The following is a 26,827-nucleotide window of genomic DNA, read 5'->3' as shown; positions in this document are numbered from 1 at the left end:
GGAACGAACCGGCCGGGTCAGCGTCCACAACACTTCTTGTATTTGTTACCCGAGCCGCAGGGGCAGGGCTCGTTTCTGGCGGGCTGCTTATGCAGGCCGTCGACATAATACCAGCGATCGTCCATGCGGACAAAGCGTGAACGTTCATGGATAAAGCCCGGCCGCTGCCGCTGCTCATCAAAAAAGCGGGCGATGAATTCAACATAGCCTTCCTGCGCGTCCCGGCCGGCGGATTCCGCCTTGACCAGAAGCCCGCGCCATTGCGTTACCGCGCATTGGGCGGTTAATTCAGCGCGCCAGCGCGCCGCTTCGCAGTCCGGATGCCAGGTGGCAATCAGGTAATCGACGTTACGTTGCGTGAACGCGGTATAACGCGATCGCATTAACTGGCCCGGCGTCCGGGGCGGGCGGGCGCCGCTGATAAACGCAGCGCAACACTGGTCCGGAGGCAGGCCGCTATCGCATGGGCAAAGAATATCCACAACACCTCTTGTCACGACGGCAAAGCCGCCTTGTATTACCATTGCTACCGGTCAGATCCGGCGCCGGGTACGGCGCGCGGACTGTAAAGACGCTATTTTATGCCATACCTCAAGCCAAGGCAAAAAATCAATGATTTTGAACAAAAAAGCATATGGTTTTACAACGAAAAGGCTATTTATCCTTGTCAAAATATGCCGAAACCGCCATCATTTTGCCCGGAAAGGGTGCATTTTTACCTAATGACTACTACGCTCCTTACTTAAGCAACATCATTTTAACGCCGTCGAGAAGGTTATCCGGCTTGTTGAATGGGGTATCAGGGGATAGGTCGGTAACCAATGTAGCCGATTGCTGTTCAAACGCAGGAACGCATAAATTATAAGCAACACACTAATCAGCCCCTGAGATTTCTTAAAAGTAAAAGTGGTCTGCTTGAGCCGCTGTTAAGCTGATTGGAAAAAGAGGTTTTTGATGGCGAAGCCGTTAGTAAACAAACAAATTTTAGTTGTTGAGGACGAGGCTGTTTTTCGCTCCGTACTGACGCAATTTCTTCAATCGCTGGGGGCCGTTGTTCATGAAGCATCCCATGGCGGCGAAGCGCTGAGCATGCTGCCTATCACTAAACCGGACCTGGTAATCTGCGATCTTGAAATGGCCGAAATGAACGGCCTGACGTTTGTGGAGCGTTTCCGCTCGGTGGATGCCGCCACGCCGGTATTGGTGGTTTCCGGTACCGATCAGATGACCGATATCGCCAAGGTCCTGCGGCTTGGGGTGCAGGATGTGCTGCTCAAGCCCCTTGATGATTTTGTCCGTCTGCGGGAAACCGTGCTTGGCTGCCTTTACCCCGATATGTTTACCTCGCAGGTGGACGAAGAAGAGCAACTGTTCCAGGATTGGGACGCCTTAAGCCAGCACCCCGGCGCCGCCGCTAAGCTGCTCAAGCAATTGCAGCCGCCGGTGCAGCAGAATATTGCCCGCTGCCGGGTGACCTACCGGCAGCTTACCATGGCCGAGCAGCCTGGACTGGTGCTGGATATCGCCGCCTTATCCGAGCACGATTTGGCCTTCTATTGCCTGGATGTGACCCGGGCGGAGGAAAAAGGCGTTTTGGCCGCCTTGCTGTTGCGCGCCTTGTTTAACGGGCTGCTGCAGGCGCATCTGGCCAATCGCGCCCATCGCCTGCCGGAGCTTACCACCCTGTTGAAACAGGTGAACCAACTGCTGCGCAAGGCCAACCTGGACGGCCAGTTTCCCCTGCTGGTGGGGTACTACCACCGCGGCCTGAATAACCTGATTCTGGTATCGGCGGGGTTGAACGCCACGCTCAGCGCCAATGAGCAGCAAATCCAGCTCAATAGCGGCGTGCCGCTGGGCACGATGAGCGGCGCCTATTTAAACCAGGTGAGCCAGCATTGCGACGCCTGGCAGTGCCAGGTCTGGGGCGCGGGCGGCAGATTACGGTTAATGCTGTCCACGGAATAATCGCATCCTGCGGCATGCGTTGCAGGTTGCCGTTTATTTGACCAGCCAAGTTATTAATTTATAACCCGTTCTAAAATGGGTAATTGTCCTAATTTCTTCACAAACCCCTCCTTTCATCAGGCACCTTCTTCGTAAACTGATATACTTGATAGGTTTAAAATTAGATAAAAAAATTTATTATCTTGATGATAAGAGAGAGGTGGTTGATGTCTGCAATTAATACCAAAGTAAGAAAAGCGGTGATTCCTGTGGCCGGTTTGGGAACGCGTATGTTGCCGGCGACCAAGGCTATACCGAAAGAAATGCTACCTTTAGTCGATAAGCCCCTGATTCAATATGTTGTCAACGAATGTATCGCTGCCGGCATTAACGAAATTATCCTGGTCACCCATTCTTCTAAAAATTCCATCGAAAACCATTTTGATACCAGCTTTGAGCTGGAAGCCATGCTGGAAAAACGCGTTAAGCGCCAGCTGCTGGCTGAAATCCAGGCCATCTGCCCGCCCCACGTTACCATCATGCAAGTGCGCCAGGGCCTGGCGAAAGGGCTGGGACATGCGGTTATGTGCGCCCATCCGCTGGTGGGCGACGAACCGGTGGCGGTTATCCTGCCGGACGTCATTATCGACGAATACGAATCCAACCTGAAAACCGAAAATCTCAGCGAAATGCTGGCGCGCTTCGCCGAAACGGGCCGCAGCCAGATCATGGTTGAACCGGTGGAAGACGTAACCAACTACGGCGTGGTGGATATCCAGGGCAAAGAATTGAAACCCGGCGAAAGCGCGCCGATGGTCAACGTGGTGGAAAAACCCGCCGCCGAGGACGCGCCGTCCAACCTGTCGGTGGTGGGCCGTTATGTGTTGTCCGCCGATATCTGGCCGCTGCTGGCTAAAACGCCTCCGGGAGCCGGCAATGAAATCCAGCTCACCGACGCCATCGCCATGCTGATGGAAAAAGAAACGGTGGAAGCCTATCACCTGAAGGGGCTGAGCCACGACTGCGGCAATAAACTGGGTTACATGGAAGCCTTCGTCGAATATGGCATTCGTCATGAAAGCCTGGGCAAAGAATTTACCCAATGGCTAAAAGAAACCATCGTGGATTGATTTTTTTTTGAGCGCATTTTTTTACCAGGAATTTCAACATGAAAGTGACTGTGTTTGGTATCGGTTATGTTGGTTTGGTGCAAGCGGCGGTACTGGCTGAAGTGGGTCACGACGTGCTTTGCGTCGATGTCGACGCGCGTAGAGTCGAGAATCTGAAAAACGGCAACATCCCCATCTATGAACCAGGGCTGACCCCGCTGGTGCAGCAGAACTACGAATCAGGCCGGCTGCAGTTCACCACCGACGCCAAGGCCGGCGTTAGCCACGGCATCATGCAGTTTATCGCGGTGGGCACCCCTCCCGACGAGGACGGCTCGGCGGATCTGCAATACGTCACCGCGGTGGCCCGGACCATTGCCCAGTATATGGACGATCATAAAGTGGTGCTGGACAAGTCCACCGTACCTGTCGGCACGGCGGATAAAGTTCGCGCCGTTATGCAGGAAACCCTACAGGCGCGCGGCAGCAAGCTGACTTTCGACGTGGTCTCCAATCCCGAGTTCCTTAAGGAAGGCGCCGCGGTGGCCGACTGTATGCGTCCCGAGCGTATCGTGGTCGGTACCGATAACGATGACGTGGTTGAACTGCTGCGTGAACTTTACGAACCGTTCAACCGCAATCATGACCGTATGATCCTGATGGATATCCGCAGTGCGGAATTAACCAAATATGCGGCTAACTGCATGCTGGCCACCAAGATCAGCTTTATGAACGAGATCTCCAACCTGGCGGAGCTGCTGGGCGCGGATATCGAGAAAGTGCGCCAGGGCATTGGCTCGGATCCGCGTATCGGCTATCACTTTATTTACCCTGGGTGCGGCTACGGCGGTTCGTGCTTCCCTAAAGACGTGCAGGCGCTGATCCGCACCGCCGAGCATATCGGCTACCAGCCCAAACTGCTGCAGGCGGTGGAAGACGTTAACTACCAGCAAAAGGATAAGCTGCCGCAGTTTATCAAGCGTCATTTCGGCGACAATCTCGCGGGCAAAACGTTTGCCTTGTGGGGCCTCTCCTTCAAGCCCAACACCGACGATATGCGCGAAGCCTCCAGCCGGGTATTAATGGAAGCGCTATGGCAGGCCGGGGCGCAGGTACAGGCTTTTGACCCGGAAGCGATGGACGAAACCCAGCGCATCTACGGCCACCGTGCCGACCTGAAGCTAATGGGCACCAAGGAAGCCGCGCTGCAGGGGGCTGATGCCCTGGTTATCTGTACCGAATGGCAAAATTTCCGCGCGCCTGACTTTGATATGCTGAAATCGGCGTTAAAGCAGCCGATCATTTTCGACGGACGCAACCTGTACGATCCGGAACGCCTGGCCAGCCGTGGTTTCACGTATTACGCCATAGGTCGTGGGGCTTCGCTCGCGTCTTATAAGTAAGAGGGGCCCCATGAAATTTTTGGTCACCGGCGCCGCGGGTTTTATTGGTTATCACGTCAGCAGGCGCCTGCTTGCTGACGGCCATCAGGTCATCGGCATTGATAACCTGAACGACTATTACGACGTCCGCCTTAAGCAATCGCGGCTGCTGCAATTGCAGGGCGACACCGCCTTTACCTTTCATCGGCTGGATTTAGCCGACCGCCAGGGAATGGCGTCCCTATTCGCCGGGGAAGGGTTCGAACGCGTGATCCATTTGGGCGCGCAGGCGGGAGTGCGTTATTCGCTGGAAAACCCCCTGGCGTACGCGGACTCCAACCTTATCGGCCATCTGAATATACTGGAAGGGTGCCGTCACAATGGCGTCGGGCATTTGCTTTATGCCTCATCCAGCTCGGTATATGGCCTCAATCGTAAAATGCCGTTTTCCACCGACGATACGGTGGATCATCCGGTGTCATTGTACGCGGCGACGAAAAAAGCCAATGAGTTAATGTCTCATACTTATTCACATCTTTATCAACTGCCAACCACGGGTCTGCGTTTTTTTACCGTATACGGCCCCTGGGGCCGGCCGGATATGGCATTGTTTAAATTTACCGAAGCCATGCTTGCCGGCAGACCTATCGATGTGTATAACCGCGGCGAGATGCGGCGTGATTTCACTTATATAGACGATATCGCGGAAGCCATTATCCGTTTGCAGGATGTCATTCCCACGGCGGACAGCCAATGGACGGTGGAAACCGGGTCTCCCGCCACCAGTTCCGCGCCGTATCGCGTATATAATATCGGCAATAGTCAACCGGTCCAATTGATGGAATACATCAAGGCGCTGGAAAATGCGCTGGGCATTAAGGCCGAGATGAATTTATTGCCGATGCAGCCCGGCGATGTGCTTGAAACCAGCGCGGATACCGCGGCGTTGTACGCAGCCATTGGTTTTAAACCGCAGACGGAGGTAGCGGAAGGAATACAACATTTTGTCAATTGGTATCGTGATTATTATCACCAATGACTTTAGGGGGATGTTGCGATTAATGTCAAAAAGGCGACCTTCAGGTCGCCTTTTTGTGAGCGCTGCCCGCTAACGGTTAATCACTCCACCGGCGGCGGCAGTAAAGGACAAATTGCCTGGCACCCGGATCGAACGCCAAATGTTTCTTATGCTAATAATGCTGCTCATAATTTATGCACATTATGAGCTGAGGTTTGCTTACCGGTAAAAAAAACACCCGCTGAGTATTCAAACGGGTATTTATAATAGCGGTAATTTGGATTAAAGCAGGAAATCGTCCAGCGTCTTGCCTTCATCTTCAATAGACTTCTTGATGACGGCAGGCGTACGGCCTTGGCCGGTCCAGGTTTTGATTTCACCGTTTTCATCGGTGTACTGATATTTAGCCGGACGTGCCGCACGCTTGGTTTTACCCGTTGCTTTAGAAGCGCTCATGGTTTGCAGCAATTCATTCGGATCGATACCGTCGGCAATCAGCATTTCACGATATTGCTGTAATTTGCGGGTGCGTTCTTCGATTTCAGCCTGTGCTTGGCTGTCTTCCTCACGGCGTTCGTTGACAACGACCTCAAGTTTCTCCAGCATTTCTTCCAGAGTCTCCAGGGTACATTCTCTCGCTTGCGCACGCAGAGTTCGGATGTTGTTAAGAATTTTAAGTGCTTCGCTCATTGTCCTAATCTCGAATAATATAAATGGGGCGTCGGGGTAATAATAGAGCGGTAGTTTCTTTTCTGCAATAGCTAGTTTGTAAGTAAAGTAAAAAATAATCTTTTTTTTAAACCACCGCAGCCAAACGACAGTAAATATAAGGCTTGGGGCGAGTAACGACAAATTGATTCGCCATGTTGCGTTTTTCCCCTACTGCACTTTATGGAGCGCATATTGCACAAGACGTTTCATTATGAGCCATGTTTATATCAGGGGGAAATAGCAGGGTTATAAGCCTCCCATTAACCTCCGCCGGTTAATGAAGGTCCGACCTGGCGCCGGGGTAAGCGCGCCTGGCAAATGACCGGAGGGTGAATGGTAAAGTAGCCTGTAAATGATTCAATAAAATTACACTATTTTTATTCATTGCGGCGGGGGCGCCTTATTAGACCCGGCCCGGCCAACCGCCGCGCAGGGCGGGGGGAGTGAATCCGACGCGGGGCGGGGTGGGCCTTTGTGTTAAAGAATATGATACACTTATGGTCATATTAATTATGTCATGATTTTTCACCGGGGTATGGGGCTGATGGCTCAACTATATTTTTATTATTCTGCGATGAATGCGGGTAAATCGACGGCGCTGCTGCAATCTTCCTATAATTATCAGGAACGGGGCATGCGTACGCTGGTATTTACCGCGGAAATAGATAATCGCTTCGCGCGCGGGCAGGTCCGTTCCCGTATCGGCCTTTCCTCGCCGGCCGAGCTATACCGCCCCGATACCGATTTACTGGCCGTCATCACGCAGGCGCATCAGCTTGAGCCGTTGCACTGCGTGTTAGTCGACGAAAGCCAGTTTTTAACCCGGGAACAGGTTAACGGGTTGTCCGATGTCGTGGACCAGCTCGATATTCCGGTGCTCTGCTACGGCTTAAGAACGGATTTTCGCGCGGAATTGTTTCCCGGCAGTCAATATCTTCTTGCCTGGGCGGATAAATTGATTGAACTGAAAACTATCTGTTATTGCGGTCGCAAGGCGAACCGGGTATTGCGGCTAAATGACGAGGGCAAGCCCGTGCATGATGGGCAACAAGTGGTTATCGGCGGGGATGAGCGTTATGTCTCCGTTTGCCGCAAACATTACAAACAGGCGCTGGAACAGGATGTGTCCGTGCCAGGTTACACGCGCCTGACGCCGTCGGCTTAGGTTCGCGCCGGTCCCGACCGGCGGCGAATCCGCCAGGCAGGCAGCCCGCGCGCTTAAACCGCCCAGGCGGCGCGCAGCGGCTGCCAATGACCGGGCCTGGGCGTCGGCCGCGCCCAGGCCCGGGAATCCCGTGTCGGGGCCTTTAGGGGCCTTCAGCGGTCTTTGTCTACGAGTGGCGGCGTTGCCGGCGAAAGCCGGGAACGGTATTGAGGACTGGGCGGTGGGACGCGCCGGGGACGGCTAAAGGCAGGCAAGGGCACCCGGAGTTATGAATACCCCGTACGGCGCTGGCGTTGCGATAGCGCGTTAAACGGCCCAGGCGGGCCGTAGCGCGCATCCCCAGGCGGGGGCGTAGTGATAGCGCTGCGGACACAAAAAAGCCCCTTACGGGGCTTTTTTGCGTTTCCCCCGCCGGAACGGGGGACTAACAGGCATCAGCAGTATCAGCTGGTGACTTTCTTGCCTTTCTTCTCGGATTTCACGACGTCATTTATCGTCGCTTTGATATTACCGACAGGGGCGGGCGCATTGGCCGCCGCGACGGCGTTTTCAAAGGGTTCGACGAATTTACGGCCATAGTAGGTATCCATCAGGATTTGCTTAAGTTCGGCAATCAGCGGATAACGCGGGTTGGCGCCGGTACATTGGTCATCGAACGCATCTTCCGACAGCTTGTCGACTTTTGCCAGGAAGTCTGCTTCCAGCACGCCGGCTTCGCGAATAGAGGTCGGGATGCCCAGGTCTGCCTTGATTTCGTCAAGCCAGGCGAGCAGATTCTCGATCTTCTGCGCGGTACGGTCGCCCGGTTTGCTCAGGCCCAGATGGTCCGCCACTTCGGCGTAGCGACGGCGTGCCTGCGGACGGTCGTACTGACTGAACGCGGCCTGCTTGGTCGGGTTGTCGTTGGCGTTGTAGCGGATCACGTTGGAGATCAGCATAGCATTGGCCAGGCCATGGGGAATGTGGAATTCCGACCCCAGTTTATGGGCCATGGAGTGACATACGCCGAGGAAGGCGTTGGCAAACGCAATACCGGCGATGGTGGCGGCGTTATGCACGCGTTCACGGGCCACCGGGTTCTTGGCGCCTTCATGATAGCTGGCCGGCAGGTATTCTTTAAGCAGCTTAATGGCCTGCAGCGCCTGGCCATCGGAAAACTCGGTGGCCATAATGGACACATAGGCTTCCAGCGCATGGGTTACCGCATCCAGGCCGCCGAAGGCGCACAGGGATTTAGGCATGTTCATCACCAGGTTGGCGTCGACAATCGCCATATCCGGCACCAGGGCATAATCCGCCAGCGGGTATTTCTGGCCGGTGGCGTCATCGGTGACCACGGCGAACGGTGTAACTTCCGAACCGGTGCCCGAGGTGGTGGTAACCGCAATCATCCTGGCTTTTACGCCCATTTTCGGGAACTTGTAGATACGTTTACGGATATCCATAAAGCGCAGCGCCAGCTCTTCGAACGGGGTGCCCGGATGTTCGTACATCACCCACATGATCTTGGCGGCATCCATCGGCGAGCCGCCGCCGAGGGCAATGATGACATCGGGTTTAAACGACATCATCTGCTCGGCGCCCTTGCGCACGATGCTCAGGGTCGGATCGGCCTCAACCTCGAAGAACACTTCGGTTTCAATGCCGTGGTTTTTCAGCACCGAGGTAATCTGGTCGGCATAGCCGTTGTTGAACAGATAGCGGTCGGTGACGATAAAGGCGCGTTTTGCGCCGTCGCTGGCCACTTCGTCCAGGGCGATCGGCAATGAACCACGACGGAAATAGATGGATTTAGGAAGCTTATGCCACATCATATTTTCAGCTCGCTTGGCCACGGTTTTCTTGTTGATGAGATGCTTGACCCCGACGTTCTCGGAGATCGAGTTCCCGCCCCAGGAACCACAACCCAGCGTCAGGGACGGCGCCAGCTTGAAGTTATAGAGGTCGCCGATACCCCCTTGGGAGGCCGGGGTGTTGATCAGGATACGCGCGGTCTTCATCTTGTCGCCGAAAAAATTCACGCGTTCAGGCTGGTTATCCTGGTCGGTGTACAGACAAGAGGTATGGCCGATGCCGCCCATCTCCACCAATTTTTCCGCTTTGATCACGGCGTCTTCGAAATTCTTGGCGCGGTACATGGCCAGCATCGGCGACAGTTTTTCATGGGCGAAGGGTTCTGAGTCGTCCACGACGGTCACTTCACCGATCAGCACCTTGGTGTTGCCCGGCACTTTGATGCCGGCCATATCGGCAATCTTCGATGCCGCCTGGCCGACAATGGCCGCGTTAAGCGCGCCGTTTTTCAGGATGATGCCCTGAACGGCTTTCAGTTCCTCGCCGCGCAGCATATAGCCGCCATGGCTGGCGAAACGTTCGCGTACGGCGTCATAGATTTCGTCGACCACGATAACCGACTGTTCGGAGGCGCAGATGACGCCGTTATCGAAGGTCTTCGACATCAGGATGGAGGCTACCACGCGTTTGATGTCCGCGGTTTCATCCACCACGACCGGGGTGTTGCCGGCGCCGACGCCGATGGCAGGCTTGCCGGAGCTGTAGGCGGCCTTGACCATGCCCGGACCACCGGTGGCGAGGATCAGGTTGACCAGCGGATGATGCATAAGCTGGTTGGATAATTCCACGGTCGGCTCGTCTATCCAGCCGATGATGTCTTTCGGCGCACCGGCGGCGACAGCGGCCTTAAGCACGATTTCCGCCGCGCGGTTGGTGGCGTTCTTGGCGCGCGGATGCGGCGAGAAAATGATGCCGTTGCGGGTCTTCAGACAGATTAACGCCTTGAAGATAGCCGTCGATGTCGGGTTGGTGGTAGGCACGATACCGCAGATGATACCGATGGGTTCGGCGATGGTGATAGTGCCGAACGTATCGTCCTGGGCCAGGATGCCGCAGGTTTTTTCATCTTTATAGGCGTTGTAAATATATTCGGAGGCAAAATGGTTTTTAATCACTTTATCTTCGACGATGCCCATACCGGATTCGGCTACGGCCATCTTGGCGAGGGGGATGCGCGCATCGGCGGCGGCCAGGGCGGCGGCGCGGAAAATTTTATCCACCTGCTCCTGGGTAAAATTGGCATATTCGCGCTGGGCTTTTTTGACGCGTTCTACCAGCGTATTAAGTTCAGCGACATTAGTAACAGCCATAATGCTCTCCTAATAAATGTTAAAATTTTGGGTTAGATTGTTAAACTCTTTAAGTAAAAAGCCTGCCCGCCTCGCCCACAAAGATATATATGACTAATATTATATCAGTTAGTCTATCTGCCCAATCAGGGATATGCATTGGCACAATGAGCTTTTTACTTAATGAGTTTCTTCAATCACCTACTTTAACAAAAAATTCAGTTAAATTGCCGCTTTTTTATGCTTACCCGGCTTTGCGTTAAAGGGATCTTAAAGAGTATTACCGCAGTTATATGTGATACATATCACAAATTATGCATGCTGACTCCATTCAGCAGGGAGGGGTAGCCGCAAAAGTTACACAGGTGCCTTAATTACGTTAACCGATGAAATGTCGGGATAAATACGATTACAATTAATTAACAAACTGGCTGCAAAATTCGCCCCAAATAGCGATTTACCGCCGGGGGAGAAAGCAAAACGGCAGGCCGCCAGAAAAATCCACCTTAACATTGCCTGCCTAACCCCGCGCAGCGATGCTCATAACGGTCAGCATCAAAATAGGACAAAACATGCACGGAATTGGCCAAAATGCACCATAAAGCATCAGCGTATATTAACTGCGCAATGGGATTTTGTCGGCATAATGGGAAATTAATCGTGCTTTATTTCAAAACGATAGCGGGTTTTATCGGAATTTTCCGGATTTTTTTTCAGCCTAAGCGGCAAAGGGTCTTGTCACAATGCTACTCAGATGTTATTAGTGTTTATTCACGCATCATTAGGCGTTTATTCTCTTTACAGGCCATAAATTGACCTTATGTGTTTTTATGTAACAAATGATTAAATAATAATTATTTTTCCATGTAAGGCTGATATTTTTTGATGCCATGATAACTGTAAATAACTTCTTGCCAGGCCTGTGTCCCACCCGATTGCTGTTTTTGCCGGCGCCGCGCCGGCTTGTTTCCTTTATAGCCTTCACCAATAAGGAATACCGCTTCTTTGCCTTGTGGTTTCGTTCACCATAATTGGCGTGGGAGTTGTCATACCCGTTTAACGGGAACCTGCGTGCCGCAAAGCCGGGGCCACGCAATAATAAAAAACTGGAGTGCACTGATAATGACCAACATCACGAAAAAGACACTGCTGGCGGCGGGCATCATTGCCGCACTGGGCGTCGTGTCGGTAGGATCCTCTTTCGCCGCGGACGTTCCCGCCGGCGTGCAGCTTAGCGACAAACAGGAATTGGTGCGCGGCAACGGCGCCGAAATACAGTCCCTCGATCCCCATAAGATAGAAGGGGTGCCGGAATCCAATATCAACCGCGATGTGCTGGAAGGGCTGACCATTAACGACCTGTATGGCCATACGCAGCCGGGCGCCGCCGAAAGCTGGGAGACCAAGGACTCGAAAGTCTGGATCTTCCATCTGCGCAAAGACGCCAAATGGTCCAACGGCGATCCGGTGACGGCGCAGGATTTTGTCTATAGCTGGCGTCGCCTGGCCGACCCGCAGACCGCGTCGCCGTATGAAAGCTATCCGCAGTACGCCCATATCGTGAATATCGATGAAATCATTGCCGGCAAAATGAAACCCGATACCCTGGGCGTTAAGGCCGTGGACGATAAGACGCTGGAAGTGACCCTGAGCCAGCCGGTGCCTTATTTTCCTAAATTACTGAGCAACCCCGCCATGTCGCCGGTGCCGCAAAAGGTGGTGGAGCAGTTTGGTGAAAAATGGACCCAGCCCGCCAATTGGGTCGGCAACGGCGCGTATAAAGTAAAGGATTGGGTCGTCAACGAGCGTCTGGTGCTGGAGCGTAGCCCGTCCTATTGGAATAATGCCAAGACGGTGATCAACCAGGTGACCTACCTGCCGATTTCCTCGGAAGTAACCGACGTGAACCGCTATCGCGCCGGCGAATCCGATATGACCTATAACAATCTGCCGATCGAATTATTCCAGAAGCTGAAACGCGAAATCCCGAAAGAAGTGCATGTCGATCCGTATCTGTGTACCTATTATTATGAAATCAATAACCAAAAGGCGCCCTTTACCGATGTGCGCGTGCGCACTGCGCTGAAACTGGCGCTGGATCGCGATATTATCGTTAACAAGGTCAAGGCCCAGGGCGACTTGCCCGCCTTTGGTTTTACGCCTCCGTATACCGACGGCGCCAAGCTGACCCCGCCGGAGTGGTTTGGCTGGAGCCAGGACAAACGTAATGCCGAAGCGCGTAAGCTGCTGGAGCAGGCCGGCTACACCAAGGATAAGCCGCTGACCTTCGATTTATTGTACAATACCTCCGATCTGCATAAGAAACTGGCGATTGCCGTTGCGTCGATATGGAAAAAGAACCTGGGCGTGGAAGTCAAGTTGGTAAACCAGGAATGGAAAACCTTCCTCGATACCCGTCACCAGGGGACCTTTGATGTATCCCGCGCCGGCTGGTGTGCCGATTACAACGAACCCACCACCTTCCTGAACATTATGCTGACCAATGGTTCGAGCAATACCGCCCATTACTCCAGCCCGGCCTTTGATAAACTGATTGCCGACGCCGTCGACGCCAAGAGCGATGATGCGCGCACAACCTTGTATCAGCAGGCTGAACAGCAACTGGATAAGGATTCCGCCATCGTTCCGGTGTATTACTATGTGAACGCCCGGCTGGTGAAACCTTATGTTGGTGGATATACCGGTAAAGATCCGCTGGATAATGTGTATGTAAAAGACCTTTACATCATCAAACATTAACCAGGCGTAATGGATGACAACAGGGCAGGGTCTTCACGGGCCGTGCCCTGTTTTTCCTGTTCAAGTGAACGATTTGAATAAATGCACGTTATAGGTATTGGGCATGTTAAAGTTTATTATCCGCCGGTTGCTTGAAGCGATTCCGACGCTATTCATATTGATCACCATTTCATTTTTCATGATGCGGCTGGCGCCCGGGAGTCCGTTTACCGGCGAGCGCGGCCTGCCGCCGGAAGTGATGGCCAACATCGAAGCCAGGTACCATCTCAACGATCCGATGATAAAGCAGTACGGCGCGTATCTGGTCCAACTGGCGCACGGTGATTTCGGCCCGTCGTTCAAATATAAAGACTATTCGGTTAACGATTTGGTGGCCAATTCTTTTCCCGTCTCGGCCAAGCTAGGCCTGGCGGCGTTTATACTGGCGATGGTGGTGGGGGTATTCGCCGGCGTCATGGCGGCGCTGCGGCAAAATACCAAATGGGATTACCTGGCCATGGGTTTTGCCATGACCGGCGTCGTCATACCCAGCTTTGTGGTGGCGCCGCTGCTGGTGCTTATCTTCGCCATTACGCTTAAATGGCTGCCGGGCGGCGGCTGGAACGGCGGCGCGCCCAGGTTTGTGCTGCTGCCGATGATTGCCCTGTCGCTGGCCTATATCGCCAGCATCGCCCGTATCACCCGTGGCTCGATGATTGAGGTGCTGCACTCCAACTTTATCCGCACCGCCCGGGCCAAGGGACTGCCCATGCGGCGCATTATTTTCAGCCACGCCCTCAAACCCGCGCTGCTGCCGGTCATTTCTTATATGGGACCGGCGTTTGTCGGCATCATTACCGGCTCCATGGTAATAGAAACCATCTTCGGACTGCCGGGGATCGGCCAGCTGTTTGTCAACGGCGCGCTGAACCGTGATTATTCGCTGGTGTTAAGCCTGACCATCCTGGTCGGGGCGCTGACGATTTTATTTAATGCGATTGTCGATGTGCTGTACGCGGTTATCGACCCGAAAATACGTTATTAAGCTGGAGCACGCACATGATGATTGGTAACAAAAATAGCGAGGCTCTGGAGAAACTCAGCGAAACGCTGCAAGTGGAAGGCCGTAGCCTTTGGCAGGACGCCCGCCGGCGTTTTATCCATAACAAGGCCGCGCTAACCAGCCTTATCGTTCTGGCGCTGATCGTGGTGTTTGTCGCCCTGGCGCCTTCCCTGGCGCAATTCAGTTACGACGATACCGACTTTGCCATGATGTCGGCCGCGCCGAGTATGGAATCCGCGCATTATTTCGGCACCGATTCCTCCGGCCGCGATCTGCTGGTGCGCGTGGCCATCGGCGGACGGATTTCCTTGATGGTCGGCGTCGCCGCCGCGCTGGTGGCGGTGATCCTGGGCACGCTTTACGGTGCGCTGTCCGGCTATCTCGGCGGTAAAACCGACTCGGTGATGATGCGCCTGCTGGAAATCCTCAACTCTTTTCCGTTTATGTTTTTCGTTATCCTCCTGGTGACTTTTTTCGGTCGCAATATCTTTTTGATCTTTATCGCCATCGGCATGGTGTCCTGGCTGGATATGGCGCGTATCGTGCGCGGCCAGACCCTGGGGCTGAAACGCAAGGAGTTTATCGAGGCCGCGGTGGTCAGCGGGGTGCGTACCCGCAATATTATCCTGCGCCATATCGTCCCCAACGTGCTGGGCGTGGTGGTGGTTTATGCGTCCCTGCTGGTGCCGAGCATGATCCTGTTCGAGTCGTTCCTCAGTTTCCTGGGGCTGGGCACGCAGGAGCCGCTGAGCAGCTGGGGCGCCTTGTTAAGCGACGGCGCCAATTCCATGGAAGTGTCGCCCTGGCTGCTGATGTTTCCCGCCTTTTTCCTGGTGGTGACGCTGTTTTGTTTTAATTTTATCGGCGATGGCCTGCGTGATGCCCTCGACCCGAAAGATCGTTAAGGAGTGCCGTGATGAGCATAATCGACCCAAAAACGCCGACGCCCTCCCTGGCGTCGGCAGCGTCCGCGCCGGCATTGCTGACCGTTAAGGATTTGCGCGTGACCTTCGCCACCGCCGACGGCGATGTGACCGCGGTTAACGACCTGAACTTTACCCTGCGGGCCGGGGAAACGCTGGGTATTGTCGGCGAGTCCGGCTCGGGTAAGTCTCAGACCGCGTTTGCCCTGATGGGACTGCTGGCCGCCAACGGGCGTATTGAGGGCTCCGCCGCCTTTAATGGCCGTGAAATTCTCAACCTGCCGGAGAAGCAGCTGAACAAACTACGCGCCTCGGAAATCTCGATGATTTTCCAGGATCCGATGACGTCGCTTAATCCTTATATGCGGGTGGGCGAACAGCTGATTGAAGTACTGTTGATGCATAAAAAAATCAGCAAGCATGAGGCGTTTGAAGAGTCGGTGCGTATGCTCGACGCGGTAAAAATGCCCGAGGCGCGCAAGCGGATGCGGATGTATCCCCATGAGTTTTCCGGCGGCATGCGTCAGCGGGTGATGATCGCCATGGCGCTGCTGTGCCGGCCGAAACTGCTGATAGCCGATGAGCCTACCACCGCGCTGGATGTCACCGTCCAGGCGCAGATCATGACCTTGCTAAACGATCTGAAACGCGAGTTTAACACCGCCATCATTATGATTACCCACGATTTGGGTGTGGTGGCCGGCATCTGCGATCGCGTGCTGGTGATGTACGCGGGCCGTACCATGGAATACGGTACGGCGCGCGATATTTTTTACCAGCCCAGCCATCCTTATTCCATCGGCCTGCTGTCGGCGGTGCCACGGCTGGATGCCGACGGTTCCACCATGATGGTGACCATTCCCGGCAATCCGCCCAATCTGCTGCGTTTGCCGGAGGGCTGTCCGTTCCAGCCGCGCTGTCCTTACGCCATGGATATCTGCGTCAACATGCCGCCCCTTGAGCGGTTCGCCACGGAGCGTCTGCGCGCCTGCTATAAGCCCCTGGAGGAATTGGTATGAATGCCATGGACGAACATAAAAAGGTGCTGCTGGATGTCGAAAACCTGAAAGTGTATTTCGAGGTGAAAGGCGATAAACAGTGGTTCTGGCAACCGGCCAAGAGCCTAAAGGCGGTCGACGGCGTGTCCCTGCGGCTGTACGAGGGAGAAACGCTGGGGGTGGTGGGCGAGTCGGGCTGTGGCAAATCGACCTTTGCCCGGGCGCTGATTGGCCTGGTGAAATCCACCAGCGGGCGTATCGCCTGGCTGGGCAAGGAATTGCAGGGGATGAGCAGCGATGAGTGGCGCGAGACGCGTAACGATATCCAGATGATTTTCCAGGACCCGCTGGCCTCGCTTAATCCGCGCATGACCATCGGCGATATCATCGCCGAGCCGTTGCATACCTATCATCCGAAGATGCCGCGCCAGTTGGTGAAAGACAAGGTGCGCAACATGATGCTGAAGGTGGGGCTGTTGCCGAATCTTATCAATCGGTATCCGCATGAGTTTTCCGGCGGGCAGTGTCAGCGTATCGGCATCGCCCGCGCGCTGATACTTGAACCCAAGCTGGTGATTTGCGACGAGCCGGTGTCGGCGCTGGACGTGTCGATCCAGGCGCAGGTGGTGAATTTATTGCAGCAGCTGCAGCGTGAGATGGGGCTGTCGCTGATCTTTATCGCCCACGATCTGGCGGTGGTGAAGCATATTTCCGATCGGGTGCTGGTGATGTACCTGGGCCACGCGGTGGAGTTGGGTACGTATGATCAGGTGTATCATAATCCTCAGCATCCCTACACCAAGGCGTTGATGTCGGCGGTGCCGATACCGGATCCGGATAAGGAACGTAATAAGGCCATTCAACTGCTGGAAGGGGATTTGCCGTCGCCGATCAATCCGCCGTCGGGGTGTGTGTTCCGTACCCGGTGCCCGATTGCCGGCGAGGCGTGCGCGGTGACGCGGCCGATACTGCAGGGCAGTTTTCGGCATGCGTGCTCCTGCATTAAGGTGGATGTGAGCCAACTGGCGCAATAATCGGGAATAAAACCCACTTTACGCCAGCAGGGTGCCAGCGGGCGTACCAATGATATGGTCTGGTGATATTGGAACGCCGGATGGATGTCGCCACGTTTATGCCGCTGCGGCGAGGGTTTCGCTGGTGGTTGGGGGGAGACTTATGCCGCTGCGGCGAGGGTTTCGCTTGCCGTGCGTTAGGTTGTTTTATGTCTTGCCCGGTGCCGGCAAGCGACAAGAAGGGTGGTTCGCGCCACCCTTCTTGACTTCCGCGCGTCCGGCAGACCGTGCGCCGCTGCGCGGTTCCCGGCATCACCCATCCCGTCTTTTGGACCGCACGGGACGCGCTCCCGGCGCGCCCTTTGCTTTCGCCGCTCCCGGCGGCTCATCCAGCCGCTATGCGCGCCGCCGGCGCACTCTATGCCGGCACCACGTCAACACCATCGTCTGTGAGTAAATTAATGTTTTAGGGTTCTCAGCGGTATGCGTTTACCGGGAAAAATATCAGCATCCAATTTGGGCTAAAGTCTACAATCTAATGGCTAATGGCTAATGGCTAATGGCTAATGGCTAATGGCTAATGCTTACTGTTAAAACTTAAAACTGAATGATGAATGCCTTACTGCCTTATTACATGACGGCTCTACCGCCTTACTGCATGACTCCATGTCTGTATGACCTGCTTTTCGCTGTGCCAGCTGCTTTTTTCCATACGCGTTGCATCCCATAACCGTCAATCCTATCCCGACGCCAAACTCTATCCAAGCAAAAGCGCCGCTATCGCTTCAGAAAATACATTGCCAACAGCGACATATGTCCCGGCATAAAGCGCGCTGACGGCGCCAGTGCCCCCGGCATGAGCCGCCGGGAGCGGCGAAAGGCCCGGTGGCGCCGGGAGCGCTAACCGGGCCGGTGCATCACGGGGGCATGGGCGGCGGAAGGCATCGCGCAGCGACGCGCGACCTGCCGGGCGCGCGGAGGTCAAGGAGGCCGTCGCGGTACGGCCTCTTTGTCGCTTGCCGGCACCCGGCACTGCATATAACCACCGAACGCACGGCAAGCGAAACCTCCGCCACGACAACATAAACCCTATCGCAGCGGCATAACCTCCGCCACGGCAACATAAACCTTATCGCAGCGGCATAACCTCCGCCACGGCAACATAAACCTTATCGCAGCGGCATAACCTCCGCCACGGCAACATAAACCCTATCGCAGCGGCATAACCTCCGCCACGGCAACATAAACCTTATCGCAGCGGCATAACCTCCGCCACGGCAACATAAACCCTATCGCAGCGGCATAACCTCCGCCACGGCAACATAAACCCTATCGCGGCGGCATAACCTCCGCCACGGCAACATAAACCCTATCGCAGCGGCATAACCCCCGCCACGGCAACAGAAATCCCCCAGCCTAGAACGGACCTGGCATGTCATGCGGCACTTGTGAAGTTATTCTTTCCAGAGGATATGGCAGATTTTTTCCGCTTTATCGCGGCAGATCAGCATGCGCGCAAAAACGTCGTTGACCTCCTGTCCGTCTTCATCCGCCAGGCCGATAACCACTTCAGCGAAAAAATCCGGATTGAGGTCAAAATCCACCTGCTCGTGCCATTCTTCCGACGGGTCAAACAGCTCAGCCGCGCCGCGTTGTTCAAACTGCAGATTAAAAAGAATCAGATCGGCCTGATCAAGGTTATCCGGCGCCAGTTCAAGAAAAATATCATAAGCCTGCTCCAGCGTTTCATCATCTGTCAGGCGATTGTCCAAATCCATAACCGGGGTCCTGTGTGGGTATCACGGAGGCATCAAGGGCGTTGCATGGCGCTATTACATCATGGCCTTCGCTAAATTTACAGCAATGGACTGAAAAAGTAGAACAGGCGCTCGACAATGCGTTGCCAGTAGGGGCGTTTGGCCCAGACCTGCGGGTCGATAAGCCGGGAGCGGGCGATATAATCCTCCTGGACCCGCGCCAGGTCGCTGCCGAAGTCATCATCGTCAATCACCAGGGTAATTTCAAAATTGAGCCACAGGCTGCGCATGTCGAGATTGACGGTGCCGACCAGGCTGAGCTGGCCGTCCACCAGTACGCTTTTGGTATGCAGCAGGCCACCCTCGAACTGATGGATATTGACGCCCGCTTCCAGCAGTTCGGCGAAAAAGGCCCGGCTGGCCCAGCCGACCAGCAGGGAGTCGTTATCGCGCGGCACCACGATATGCACGTCCACGCCGCGCTGGGCCGCGGTGCAAATGGCGTGCAGCAGATCGTCGCTCGGCACCAGATAGGGCGTGGTCATGATTAACTGCTGTCGCGAGGAATAAATCGAGGTCAGCAGGGCCTGGTGGATCATGCCTTCCGGGAAACCGGGGCCGGAGGCAATGACCTGGATAGTATGTCCCGTCGCCTGTTCAAACGGCATGATATTGACATCGGGCGGCGGTGGGAGCACCCGCTCACCGGTCTCGATTTCCCAGTCGCAGGAATAGATAATGCCCATGGCGGTCGTCACCGGGCCTTCCATCCTGGCCATCAGGTCGATCCATTGCCCGACGCCGGCATCCTGCTTGAAATAGCGCGGATCGACCATGTTCATGCTGCCGGTGTACGAAATATAGTTATCAATCAGCACCATCTTGCGGTGCTGACGCAAATCCATGCGCCGCAGAAAGACGCGCAGCAGGCTGACGTGCAGCGTTTCCACCACCTCGACGCCGGCGTTACGCATCATGGCCGGGTAGGGGGTGCGGAAAAACGCGACGCTGCCGGCGGAATCGAGCATCACACGGCAGCGCACGCCGCGCCTGGCGGCCGCCATCAGCGCCTCCGCCACCTGGTCCACCTGGCCGCCGGCCTGCCAGATATAAAACACCATCTCGATATTAGTCTGCGCCAGTCCGATATCCCTGATCAAGGCTTTAAGGGTGGCGTCGGTACCGGTAAGCAGCTGCAGCTGGTTGCCTTTCAGTCCGCCCATACCCTGGCGTAACTCGCACAGCTTGAACAGGGAGCGGGCGACTTCGCTGTTTTCGGTGGCGAAAATCCGCGTGCACTGCTTGAGGTCATGCATCCACTTGGCCGTGGACGGCCACATGGCCTTGGCCCGTTCCGCGCGGCGCTTGCCCAGGTTGAGTTCACCGAACAGCAGGTAGGTGATGATGCCCACCAAGGGAAGGATATAGATAACCAATAACCAGGCCATTGCGGAGGGGACCGCGCGCCGCTTCATTAACACCCGCAGGGTGACACCTGCGATCAGCAACCAATAGCCGAATACTATTAGCCAGTTGATTACAGTATAAAAAGTTGTCATAGAGGCGAAAAATCCTGTTCGCAAGGCGTTAAGCATGAGTGTACGCATACGGGGCGAAAAGAGGAAATTTTTTCGCCCCGCGCGCGCCCTTTACCAGTCCGCCGCGCCGGCGTTACAGCCTTGGCAGTCCGGGAAAATGGTTTATAATGGCGCCCTTATTATCCGGTAAGAGTCCGTTCGTGCCATGAAAAGAAGCAGAAATGAAGTCAGCCGCTGGCGCATGTTAAGGCAGGCGCAGCGCCGGCGTAGCCAGTGGGTGGAAGCACAGTCCCGCACCTATCGGCATCTGACGCGTTTGCGGCATCTTCAGTTGAAACAGCAGCGCCGTTCGTTGCTCTTTTCCGTAACGTCTTATGGTCTGTGATCCGCGCTAAATAACAGCGATAAAAAAACCGGCTTTTGGCCGGTTTACCGTATTTGAGTTCCTTATTACGGTTTTAATCAGGATTATCCCTTTCCTTATGATGTCTCTGTCACTGTGTGGCGGTGGTCGTTGATGTCGACGTCGACGTAGACGTCCCAGTGCCTTCCGGGTCGCTGGCGGATGCCATGGCGGCCACCGAGCCGGAAACCAATCCCGGATCGGTGACCGTCGCGGCACCGGAAGCGCTTTGCGTAGCCGCTTCCGTGGTTCCCGCGGCGCCGGCTGCAAAAGCAGTACCGGTGCCGGCGGCGGACATAACAAGTAGTGCCATAAAGATTTTCTTCAACATACTTACCTCCGGTTGTTAACTTCTTAACGGGGAGTACAGCAATTCCAAAGTATTAGAAATTGCCGGCGCCTACAAACCGGATATTGGCGCCCTGGCGCGTATTAACTGAATATTTATGCTGTCTTGGCCGGTAAGAGTCTGATTAAATGTTGGTTATTTTTTATACTAAGATAATTCCTAAATGATAATGATATGCCGGGACGATCACGGTAATTTCTATCAATTTTAAGGGGTTAATAGCCGTTACGTTGATTAATTGCCGTTAAGTATTAGTCGGCGTTAAGTAACAAGCGAAATAATAATGAGGCGACCAAAATAGGCGGCAGAAAAGAAATAGCATTAAGGGAAAAACAAATTCGCCGACGGCAGGGGTTGGCATGCATTATATATAGCCCCGGCGATATCCGGGTCTGGCCAACAGAGAAAATAATGGCGTTGTTTGCCGGTAAGTCCGTTGGCGCAGCCTCCTTAATAGAGAGGATAAATGATAAGCATGGATAATGATTGATGGGTTTTGCCGCCGGGTAAATTAACCTATCGGGCAATCAGCGTTATTTCACGCCCGGGCCGCGTGGCGGCGCCGGGATGCAATAGGGTAATAATCAGAAGGTTTTACGGTAGGGTTTAACCTGCACCTGCTTATAAACACCCGCGGCGACATACGGGTCGGCATCCGCCCATGCCTGCGCCGCTTCGAGGGAATCGAATTCAGCAATAATGGTGGAGCCGCTGAATCCCGCCGCCCCGGGTTCGTTACTGTCTATCGCCGGCAGCGCGCCCGCCGTCAGTAAACGACCCTCATCGCGTAGCAGTTGCAGCCGGGCGACATGAGTGGCGCGTACGGATTGGCGTTTTTCCAGGGATCCGGGCACGTCTTCAGCATAGATAACATAGAGCAAGGGCATTACTCCCAAAAGAATGGATTCATTTCAAGTAATTTACGTTAAGACATTGAACCCCGCGGCGCAATGAAAAAATTTTCCTGGCCGCTGACGGTTGTTCAGACAGGGATAATTGCCGGTTTATCCTGTTAACCTGGCAAGAGTTTGTTTTGAGTTATTGAATATGATTGCTATTTGCATTTAAACTTCACCTTTACTGAAACTTTTGTTGATATGGCGTTGATAATTTTGAAACCGACCCGTCGATTTTCGTGGCCGTTTGTCTTGTCCGCAGGGCTGCATACCTCGCTGGTGGCGGGATTGCTGTATACGTCGGTAAACCAGATAACCGCGCCGACCGCGGTTGAGCAGCCGATGAGAGTTACGCTGGTGGCGCCGGAGCCTGAGCCGGTGGCCGCGCCGCCGCAGCCGCCGGTGGAACCGCCCGAGGTTGAGCCGACGGCTGCGCCCGAACCCGCCCCGGAGCCTGTGCGCGAACCGGATCCCATCCCCGCGCCTGAGCCTCCCGCGCCGGTACAGCAGCCGAAACCCCTGCCCAAGCCCAAGCCGGTGCATAAAGAAGCGGCTAAACCCAGGCCCAAGGTGACCGAGCCGCGCGCCGAACCGACACCGCTCGCCGCTCCACCCCGTGAGGCGCCCGTACGTGCCGCTCCGGCGCCCGCGCCGGCGCCGTCCGCACCGGTGGCCGATACCGGCCCGAAAGCCATCAGCCGCCCGGAACCGGGCTACCCTGAGCGCGCCAGGGCATTGGGCATCGAGGGAACGGTGAAGATCCAGTTTGATGTCGATGATAGCGGCCAGGTGGAAAACCTGCGTATCATTTCCGCCACGCCGCGCAATATGTTCGAGCGCGAAATTCGCCAGGTGATCCGGCGCTGGCGCTACCAGAGCGGCAAACCGGGCAAAAACCAGACCACGACCATCGAGTTTAAGCTGTCGGGCGTCAGCAGCAGCTAGGCCGGGCCGCGGTGTACGCGCAAGGCCCAGCACGGGCCGCCGCCTGGGGCAAAACGGGCGGCTAAGCGCCGCCGGGGGCGAAGTGGCGCTTGCCGTCGGGCAGGGGACGCGCCTTGCCTTCGTCGTCCACCGCGACATAGGTGAAAGCCGCTTCGGTGGCGCGGTAGCGCTGGCCGATGGGGGCGGAAGAGACTTTTTTGATCCAGACTTCCACGTTAATGCTCAGCGAACTGTTGCCCGTGCCGGTACAGCGGGCGTAACAACAGACCACGTCCCCCACCGCCACCGGTTTCAAAAACGTCATGCCGTCGACGCGCACCGTGACCACTCGGCCCTCGGCTATTTCCTTGGCGAGGATAGCGCCGCCCATATCCATTTGCGACATCAGCCAGCCGCCAAAAATATCACCGTTGGCATTGGTGTCGGCGGGCATGGCCAGCGTGCGCAGCACCAGCTCGCCGGAAGGTAAAAAAGGATTGTCGCTCATCAGGGGTTCCGCTTGGTTTGACATCGGTCCGCCCCGCGGCGGACCGGGGGATCAACGGGAGTTTTTCTGGTCTTCCGTCATATGACGATAGACATACACTCCGCTTAACAGGGTGAATACCAGCGTCAGGCCGGTCAGGCCGAACACCTTGAAATTCACCCAAACGTTTTGCGGCAGCCAGAAGGCGATATAGATATTCGCCGCGCCGCAGCCCAGGAAAAACAGCGCCCAGGCAATATTAAGATTGTTCCAGACGCGCTCGGGCAGGGTCAATTCCTTGCCAAGCATGCGCTGAATCAGCGGCTTGCCGAGCATAAACTGGCTGACCAGCAGCGCAATGGCGAACAGGCCGTAAATGACCGTGACCTTCCATTTGATGAATTCGGCGTTATGGTAATACATCGTCAGTGAGCCGAAGATGGCAACCATGATAAACGTCAGCAAGGTGACTTTTTCCACTTTCCGGTAGCGGATCCAGGTATAAATCAGCACCAGCGCCGACGCGGCAATCAGCGCGCCGGAGGCAATATAAATGTCGTACAGCTTATAAAAGACAAAGAACACCACTAACGGCAGAAAATCCAGAAACTGCTTCATAAAAAAATCCGTGGTTGGTTAAGTGACGCCGGCTTGGTTTCAGGCCTGGCGCAGCAACATATACAGGCGATACAGGTAAATCAGCAACAGTGCGGAAATAATATTACTTAAGCCGTTAAGCAGCACCGCGGCCACCAGCGACGACACCTGGGTAAACTGTGCCGCCAGCAATAATACCGCCGCCTTGGCCAGCAGCCATACCAGCACCGCCGGGGCAACCAGCCGTACATTGGCGAAAGCCAGTTTACTACTCAGGCGCATCGACTTGAATACGCCCAGATTGTCGCTGGCGGCAATCACCGGCGCCATGCTGAACGCTATGGCAATCAGGATCCCCGGTATCACAATCAATAATAGCCCGAGTTGCACCAGCAGCGTGGTAATAAATACCAATAACAGCAGGCGGGGCAGGATGGGCGCGGACAGCCCGATGGCGCGCAGCACGCTGACCGGCTGCCGGTCGGATACCAGGCGAATCATGGTCAACAGCGCCCCGGCCAGGATGACGTTGCCCACCAGACCGGCGAAAGTGCCCGCCGCAGAGGCTTTCAGCAGCACTTTTTGCTGTTCAGGCGTCATTTGCTGCACCAGTTCCTGCAGGCTGAGGCTGGATGAGTCGGCCATGTCGGGACCGTCGGCGCTCAGGATGACCAGCTGATCGCTACTGGGCGATAAGGCATGGCCGAGCACCACGCTAATCAGCGCCGCCAGCAGGGCCAGCAGGATGATGCTGGTAAACTGGTTACGGGTAAAATTCAACATGTCGCGATACAGGGTACTTGCCATAATTGGCATGTAGAGCTCCTTGGCAGAACGTTCTAAATTATCAGCCCGGTATTCTACCCTGTTAATGCCCCGGAGGGCACCCCGCGACATGATGATGCTGATTTTCCACCCTAATAAGCGTCTGCGCGGGCGCTGCGAGCGGCGGCAGGCCGTAATGCGCCCTGGCGCGATCGCAGGCGTCGTTGGGCCGCCCGCCGTCGCCGGCCATGGCAAACTCCCGGCAGGGCGAGGGACGACCGGCATAAATGGTGCAACGGACCGCTTTACCCACCTCGCCCGCCAGGGCATGGCAACGCGGCGTCCGCTCGTTGGTGCCGCGCATGCAACGTAAGAAAGGGGTAAGGGGTTCAGTTAAGGCATGGGGCACCGGGCCGCCGCCGTCATCGCCCTCGGCCCAATAAAAGGATACGCGGAACCACGCGCAACACGCGCCGCAGCTCATGCAGGGATTACTGTTATCGCTCATCGTGTCACCCGCCGACTCCACGGCGCCGAATCAGATTTGCCTGTCTGTTAACTTACGCCCGGTGCGCGGGAAAGCAACTGCCCGGAAAAAGTATTTTTTTTGTCCTGTTTCGGTCCTGGTTGATTTGGATCAATCTCAATCAAGTCAATCCCTTGGTATAAAACATGATAAACAAGGTTCAGCTCAAATTTACCCTACGATGTGCCAAAGTAACATTTGTGAACTGAATCAACTTTGCGTGGCAAAGGCATTATCTCAACAAGGAGCGGGACATGAACAAGTGTGTTATGGGCTTGGCGGCGGCGGCCGCGCTGCTGTCGGCAACGGCGCAGGCGCATCAGGCGGGTGATATTATTGTTCGCGCGGGCAGCGCCACGGTACGGCCGAGTGAAAGTTCGGATAACGTGCTGGGGATGGGCGAGTTTAACGTGGATAACAACACCCAGCTCGGCCTGACGTTCAGTTATCTGGTCACCGACAATATCGGCGTGGAGCTGCTGGCGGCAACGCCCTTCAAGCACCATGTCGGGCTGAAAAGCACCGGCGACATCGCCTCGGTTAAACAACTGCCGCCAAGCCTGATGGCGCAGTATTATTTTGGCGACGCCCCGGATAAACTGCGGCCATACCTCGGGGTGGGCATCAACTATACCACCTTCTACGACGCGCACTTTAACCAAACCGGGCAGGACGCCGGACTGAGCGATTTAAGCGTCAAGCACTCCTGGGGCATCGCCGGCCAGGCGGGGCTGGATTATAACGTCAATGAAAACTGGCTGGTGAATATGTCGGTATGGTATATGGATATCGACACCGACGTGCGTTTCAAGGCCGGCGGCCAGCAGCAATCAGTGCATACGCAAATCGATCCCTGGGTATTTATGTTCGGCGTCGGCTATCGCTTCTAAAACGAGGGTGCGGATCTGAAACCGTGCCGGCGACGCGTGCGCGCCGCCGGCAACGGGATTATTTGATACTGATGTCGTTTTCCACCGAACGCACGCCCTTGACGCCGCGGGTAATGGTCACGGCGCGGTTGGCGTCGGCCATCGAGCTGGCGAAACCGCTTAACTGCACCCGGCCCTTAAAGGTTTCGACGTTGATTTCGGTGCCCTTTAAATGGTCATCGGCAAGCAACTGCGTTTTCACTTTGGTCGTGATCACGGTGTCGTCAATATACCCGCCGGTGCCTTCGGTCTTGGCGGTCGGCGCGCAGCCGGCCAGCACGGCCGCGACGATTGCGGTTGCTGCAAGTGTCGTAAGGGATTTCCAGTTTTTCATTTTTTCTCCTTGGATTTGAATTATTTATTATAATATATCACCCGCATCTTACAGGATGGCGGCGTAATTGATACGCCGCCATTAGAGTGTTGTGGATAAAATGATTTTTTT

The 26,827-nt window shown here is 55.3% G+C and carries 25 protein-coding genes; 13 read left to right on the top strand and 12 right to left on the bottom strand.

The features are described from left to right. Nucleotides 1-17: 17 nt before the first annotated feature. Entirely contained in the window at nt 18-524 is a 507-nt protein-coding gene (locus ACL2XN_RS06295) for a YchJ family protein (RefSeq protein WP_410015255.1), read from the bottom strand. A gap of 430 nt (nt 525-954) precedes the next feature. Between ACL2XN_RS06295 and rssB the strand changes: the two genes are divergently transcribed. The 4 genes from rssB (at nt 955) to ACL2XN_RS06275 (ending at nt 5,477) form a co-directional block, all read left to right on the top strand. Continuing rightward, nucleotides 955-1,968: a two-component system response regulator RssB gene (gene rssB, locus ACL2XN_RS06290; RefSeq protein ID WP_410015254.1), complete on the top strand. Its 1,014-nt coding sequence runs from the start codon at nt 955-957 to the stop codon at nt 1,966-1,968. 206 nt (nt 1,969-2,174) lie between these two features. Continuing rightward, complete coding sequence (gene galU, locus ACL2XN_RS06285; RefSeq protein WP_410015253.1) at nt 2,175-3,077, top strand: UTP--glucose-1-phosphate uridylyltransferase GalU; 903 nt, start codon at nt 2,175-2,177, stop codon at nt 3,075-3,077. A gap of 38 nt (nt 3,078-3,115) precedes the next feature. Then, the gene (locus ACL2XN_RS06280; protein WP_413730487.1) at nt 3,116-4,459 is read left to right on the top strand and encodes a UDP-glucose dehydrogenase family protein; all 1,344 of its coding nucleotides are present in this window, start codon (nt 3,116-3,118) and stop codon (nt 4,457-4,459) included. A gap of 10 nt (nt 4,460-4,469) precedes the next feature. Beyond that, nucleotides 4,470-5,477, top strand: a complete 1,008-nt coding sequence (locus ACL2XN_RS06275) for an NAD-dependent epimerase (protein WP_410015251.1) — start codon at nt 4,470-4,472, stop codon at nt 5,475-5,477. A gap of 261 nt (nt 5,478-5,738) precedes the next feature. On the opposite strand, the gene hns is transcribed toward ACL2XN_RS06275, so the two are convergent. Continuing rightward, nucleotides 5,739-6,146: a histone-like nucleoid-structuring protein H-NS gene (hns, locus tag ACL2XN_RS06270; protein WP_410015250.1), complete on the bottom strand. Its 408-nt coding sequence runs from the start codon at nt 6,144-6,146 to the stop codon at nt 5,739-5,741. Nucleotides 6,147-6,711: 565 nt separating this feature from the next. On the opposite strand from hns, the gene ACL2XN_RS06265 reads away from it, so the two are divergent. Further along, on the top strand, nt 6,712-7,332 hold the full coding sequence (locus ACL2XN_RS06265; RefSeq protein ID WP_410015249.1) for a thymidine kinase: 621 nt from the start codon (nt 6,712-6,714) through the stop codon (nt 7,330-7,332). 443 nt (nt 7,333-7,775) lie between these two features. Here ACL2XN_RS06265 and adhE read toward each other — a convergent pair whose 3' ends face one another. Then, nucleotides 7,776-10,496: a bifunctional acetaldehyde-CoA/alcohol dehydrogenase gene (gene adhE / locus ACL2XN_RS06260; protein ID WP_410015248.1), complete on the bottom strand. Its 2,721-nt coding sequence runs from the start codon at nt 10,494-10,496 to the stop codon at nt 7,776-7,778. 1,101 nt (nt 10,497-11,597) lie between these two features. Between adhE and oppA the strand changes: the two genes are divergently transcribed. The 5 genes from oppA to oppF all read left to right on the top strand — a co-directional run bounded on the left by oppA (nt 11,598) and on the right by oppF (nt 17,232). After that, nucleotides 11,598-13,235: an oligopeptide ABC transporter substrate-binding protein OppA gene (gene oppA, locus ACL2XN_RS06255; protein WP_410015247.1), complete on the top strand. Its 1,638-nt coding sequence runs from the start codon at nt 11,598-11,600 to the stop codon at nt 13,233-13,235. 103 nt (nt 13,236-13,338) lie between these two features. Beyond that, a complete protein-coding gene (oppB, locus tag ACL2XN_RS06250; RefSeq protein ID WP_410015246.1) occupies nt 13,339-14,259 on the top strand; it encodes an oligopeptide ABC transporter permease OppB in 921 nt (306 codons plus the stop codon). Between the two features lie 14 nt (nt 14,260-14,273). Beyond that, the gene (oppC, locus tag ACL2XN_RS06245) at nt 14,274-15,182 is read left to right on the top strand and encodes an oligopeptide ABC transporter permease OppC (protein ID WP_410015245.1); all 909 of its coding nucleotides are present in this window, start codon (nt 14,274-14,276) and stop codon (nt 15,180-15,182) included. An 11-nt stretch (nt 15,183-15,193) separates the two neighbouring features. Next, nucleotides 15,194-16,219, top strand: a complete 1,026-nt coding sequence (locus ACL2XN_RS06240) for an ABC transporter ATP-binding protein (protein ID WP_410015244.1) — start codon at nt 15,194-15,196, stop codon at nt 16,217-16,219. After that, nucleotides 16,216-17,232 (top strand): murein tripeptide/oligopeptide ABC transporter ATP binding protein OppF, encoded by a 1,017-nt coding sequence (gene oppF / locus ACL2XN_RS06235; RefSeq protein ID WP_410015243.1) that lies wholly within the window; start codon nt 16,216-16,218, stop codon nt 17,230-17,232. Before ACL2XN_RS06240 ends, oppF begins: the two co-directional genes overlap by 4 nt. Before the next feature lie 1,433 nt (nt 17,233-18,665). Here oppF and ACL2XN_RS06230 read toward each other — a convergent pair. Both ACL2XN_RS06230 and cls read right to left on the bottom strand, forming a co-directional pair. Next, nucleotides 18,666-18,989, bottom strand: a complete 324-nt coding sequence (locus ACL2XN_RS06230) for an HI1450 family dsDNA-mimic protein (protein WP_410015242.1) — start codon at nt 18,987-18,989, stop codon at nt 18,666-18,668. Nucleotides 18,990-19,066: 77 nt separating this feature from the next. Beyond that, entirely contained in the window at nt 19,067-20,527 is a 1,461-nt protein-coding gene (gene cls / locus ACL2XN_RS06225) for a cardiolipin synthase (RefSeq protein WP_410015241.1), read from the bottom strand. Between the two features lie 184 nt (nt 20,528-20,711). On the opposite strand from cls, the gene ACL2XN_RS06220 reads away from it, so the two are divergent. Next, nucleotides 20,712-20,891 (top strand): YciY family protein, encoded by a 180-nt coding sequence (locus tag ACL2XN_RS06220; RefSeq protein ID WP_410015240.1) that lies wholly within the window; start codon nt 20,712-20,714, stop codon nt 20,889-20,891. 109 nt (nt 20,892-21,000) lie between these two features. Here ACL2XN_RS06220 and ACL2XN_RS06215 read toward each other — a convergent pair whose 3' ends face one another. Together ACL2XN_RS06215 and ACL2XN_RS06210 are read right to left on the bottom strand one after the other, a co-directional pair. Further along, entirely contained in the window at nt 21,001-21,222 is a 222-nt protein-coding gene (locus ACL2XN_RS06215; RefSeq protein ID WP_410015239.1) for a hypothetical protein, read from the bottom strand. 620 nt (nt 21,223-21,842) lie between these two features. Further along, nucleotides 21,843-22,139 (bottom strand): YciI family protein, encoded by a 297-nt coding sequence (locus ACL2XN_RS06210; protein WP_410016555.1) that lies wholly within the window; start codon nt 22,137-22,139, stop codon nt 21,843-21,845. 216 nt (nt 22,140-22,355) lie between these two features. On the opposite strand from ACL2XN_RS06210, the gene ACL2XN_RS06205 reads away from it, so the two are divergent. Then, nucleotides 22,356-23,099, top strand: a complete 744-nt coding sequence (locus ACL2XN_RS06205) for an energy transducer TonB (RefSeq protein WP_413730486.1) — start codon at nt 22,356-22,358, stop codon at nt 23,097-23,099. A 61-nt stretch (nt 23,100-23,160) separates the two neighbouring features. On the opposite strand, the gene yciA is transcribed toward ACL2XN_RS06205, so the two are convergent. From yciA to ACL2XN_RS06185, 4 genes are read right to left on the bottom strand one after another with little or no spacing between them, the layout of a single operon-like run. Further along, on the bottom strand, nt 23,161-23,586 hold the full coding sequence (gene yciA, locus ACL2XN_RS06200; RefSeq protein WP_413722781.1) for an acyl-CoA thioester hydrolase YciA: 426 nt from the start codon (nt 23,584-23,586) through the stop codon (nt 23,161-23,163). Nucleotides 23,587-23,637: 51 nt separating this feature from the next. Continuing rightward, nucleotides 23,638-24,183, bottom strand: coding sequence for a septation protein A (locus ACL2XN_RS06195; RefSeq protein ID WP_410015236.1), 546 nt, complete (start codon nt 24,181-24,183; stop codon nt 23,638-23,640). Nucleotides 24,184-24,222: 39 nt separating this feature from the next. After that, nucleotides 24,223-24,978 carry a YciC family protein gene (locus ACL2XN_RS06190; protein ID WP_410015235.1) on the bottom strand — a complete coding sequence of 252 codons (756 nt, stop codon included), beginning with the start codon at nt 24,976-24,978 and terminating at the stop codon, nt 24,223-24,225. Between the two features lie 52 nt (nt 24,979-25,030). Continuing rightward, nucleotides 25,031-25,435, bottom strand: a complete 405-nt coding sequence (locus ACL2XN_RS06185; protein ID WP_410015234.1) for a YkgJ family cysteine cluster protein — start codon at nt 25,433-25,435, stop codon at nt 25,031-25,033. A gap of 272 nt (nt 25,436-25,707) precedes the next feature. Between ACL2XN_RS06185 and ompW the strand changes: the two genes are divergently transcribed. Continuing rightward, the gene (gene ompW / locus ACL2XN_RS06180) at nt 25,708-26,343 is read left to right on the top strand and encodes an outer membrane protein OmpW (protein WP_413730485.1); all 636 of its coding nucleotides are present in this window, start codon (nt 25,708-25,710) and stop codon (nt 26,341-26,343) included. A 58-nt stretch (nt 26,344-26,401) separates the two neighbouring features. Here the strand turns inward: ompW and ACL2XN_RS06175 are convergent, their stop codons facing one another. Beyond that, entirely contained in the window at nt 26,402-26,716 is a 315-nt protein-coding gene (locus ACL2XN_RS06175) for a BON domain-containing protein (protein ID WP_410015232.1), read from the bottom strand. Nucleotides 26,717-26,827: the final 111 nt, after the last annotated feature.

Origin of the sequence: Sodalis sp. RH22 (genome assembly GCF_047324165.1) — a bacterium.
GTDB lineage: Bacteria > Pseudomonadota > Gammaproteobacteria > Enterobacterales > Enterobacteriaceae > Acerihabitans.
Note: the sequence above shows the minus strand (reverse complement) of the source record. Positions and strands in the feature narration are given on the sequence as shown.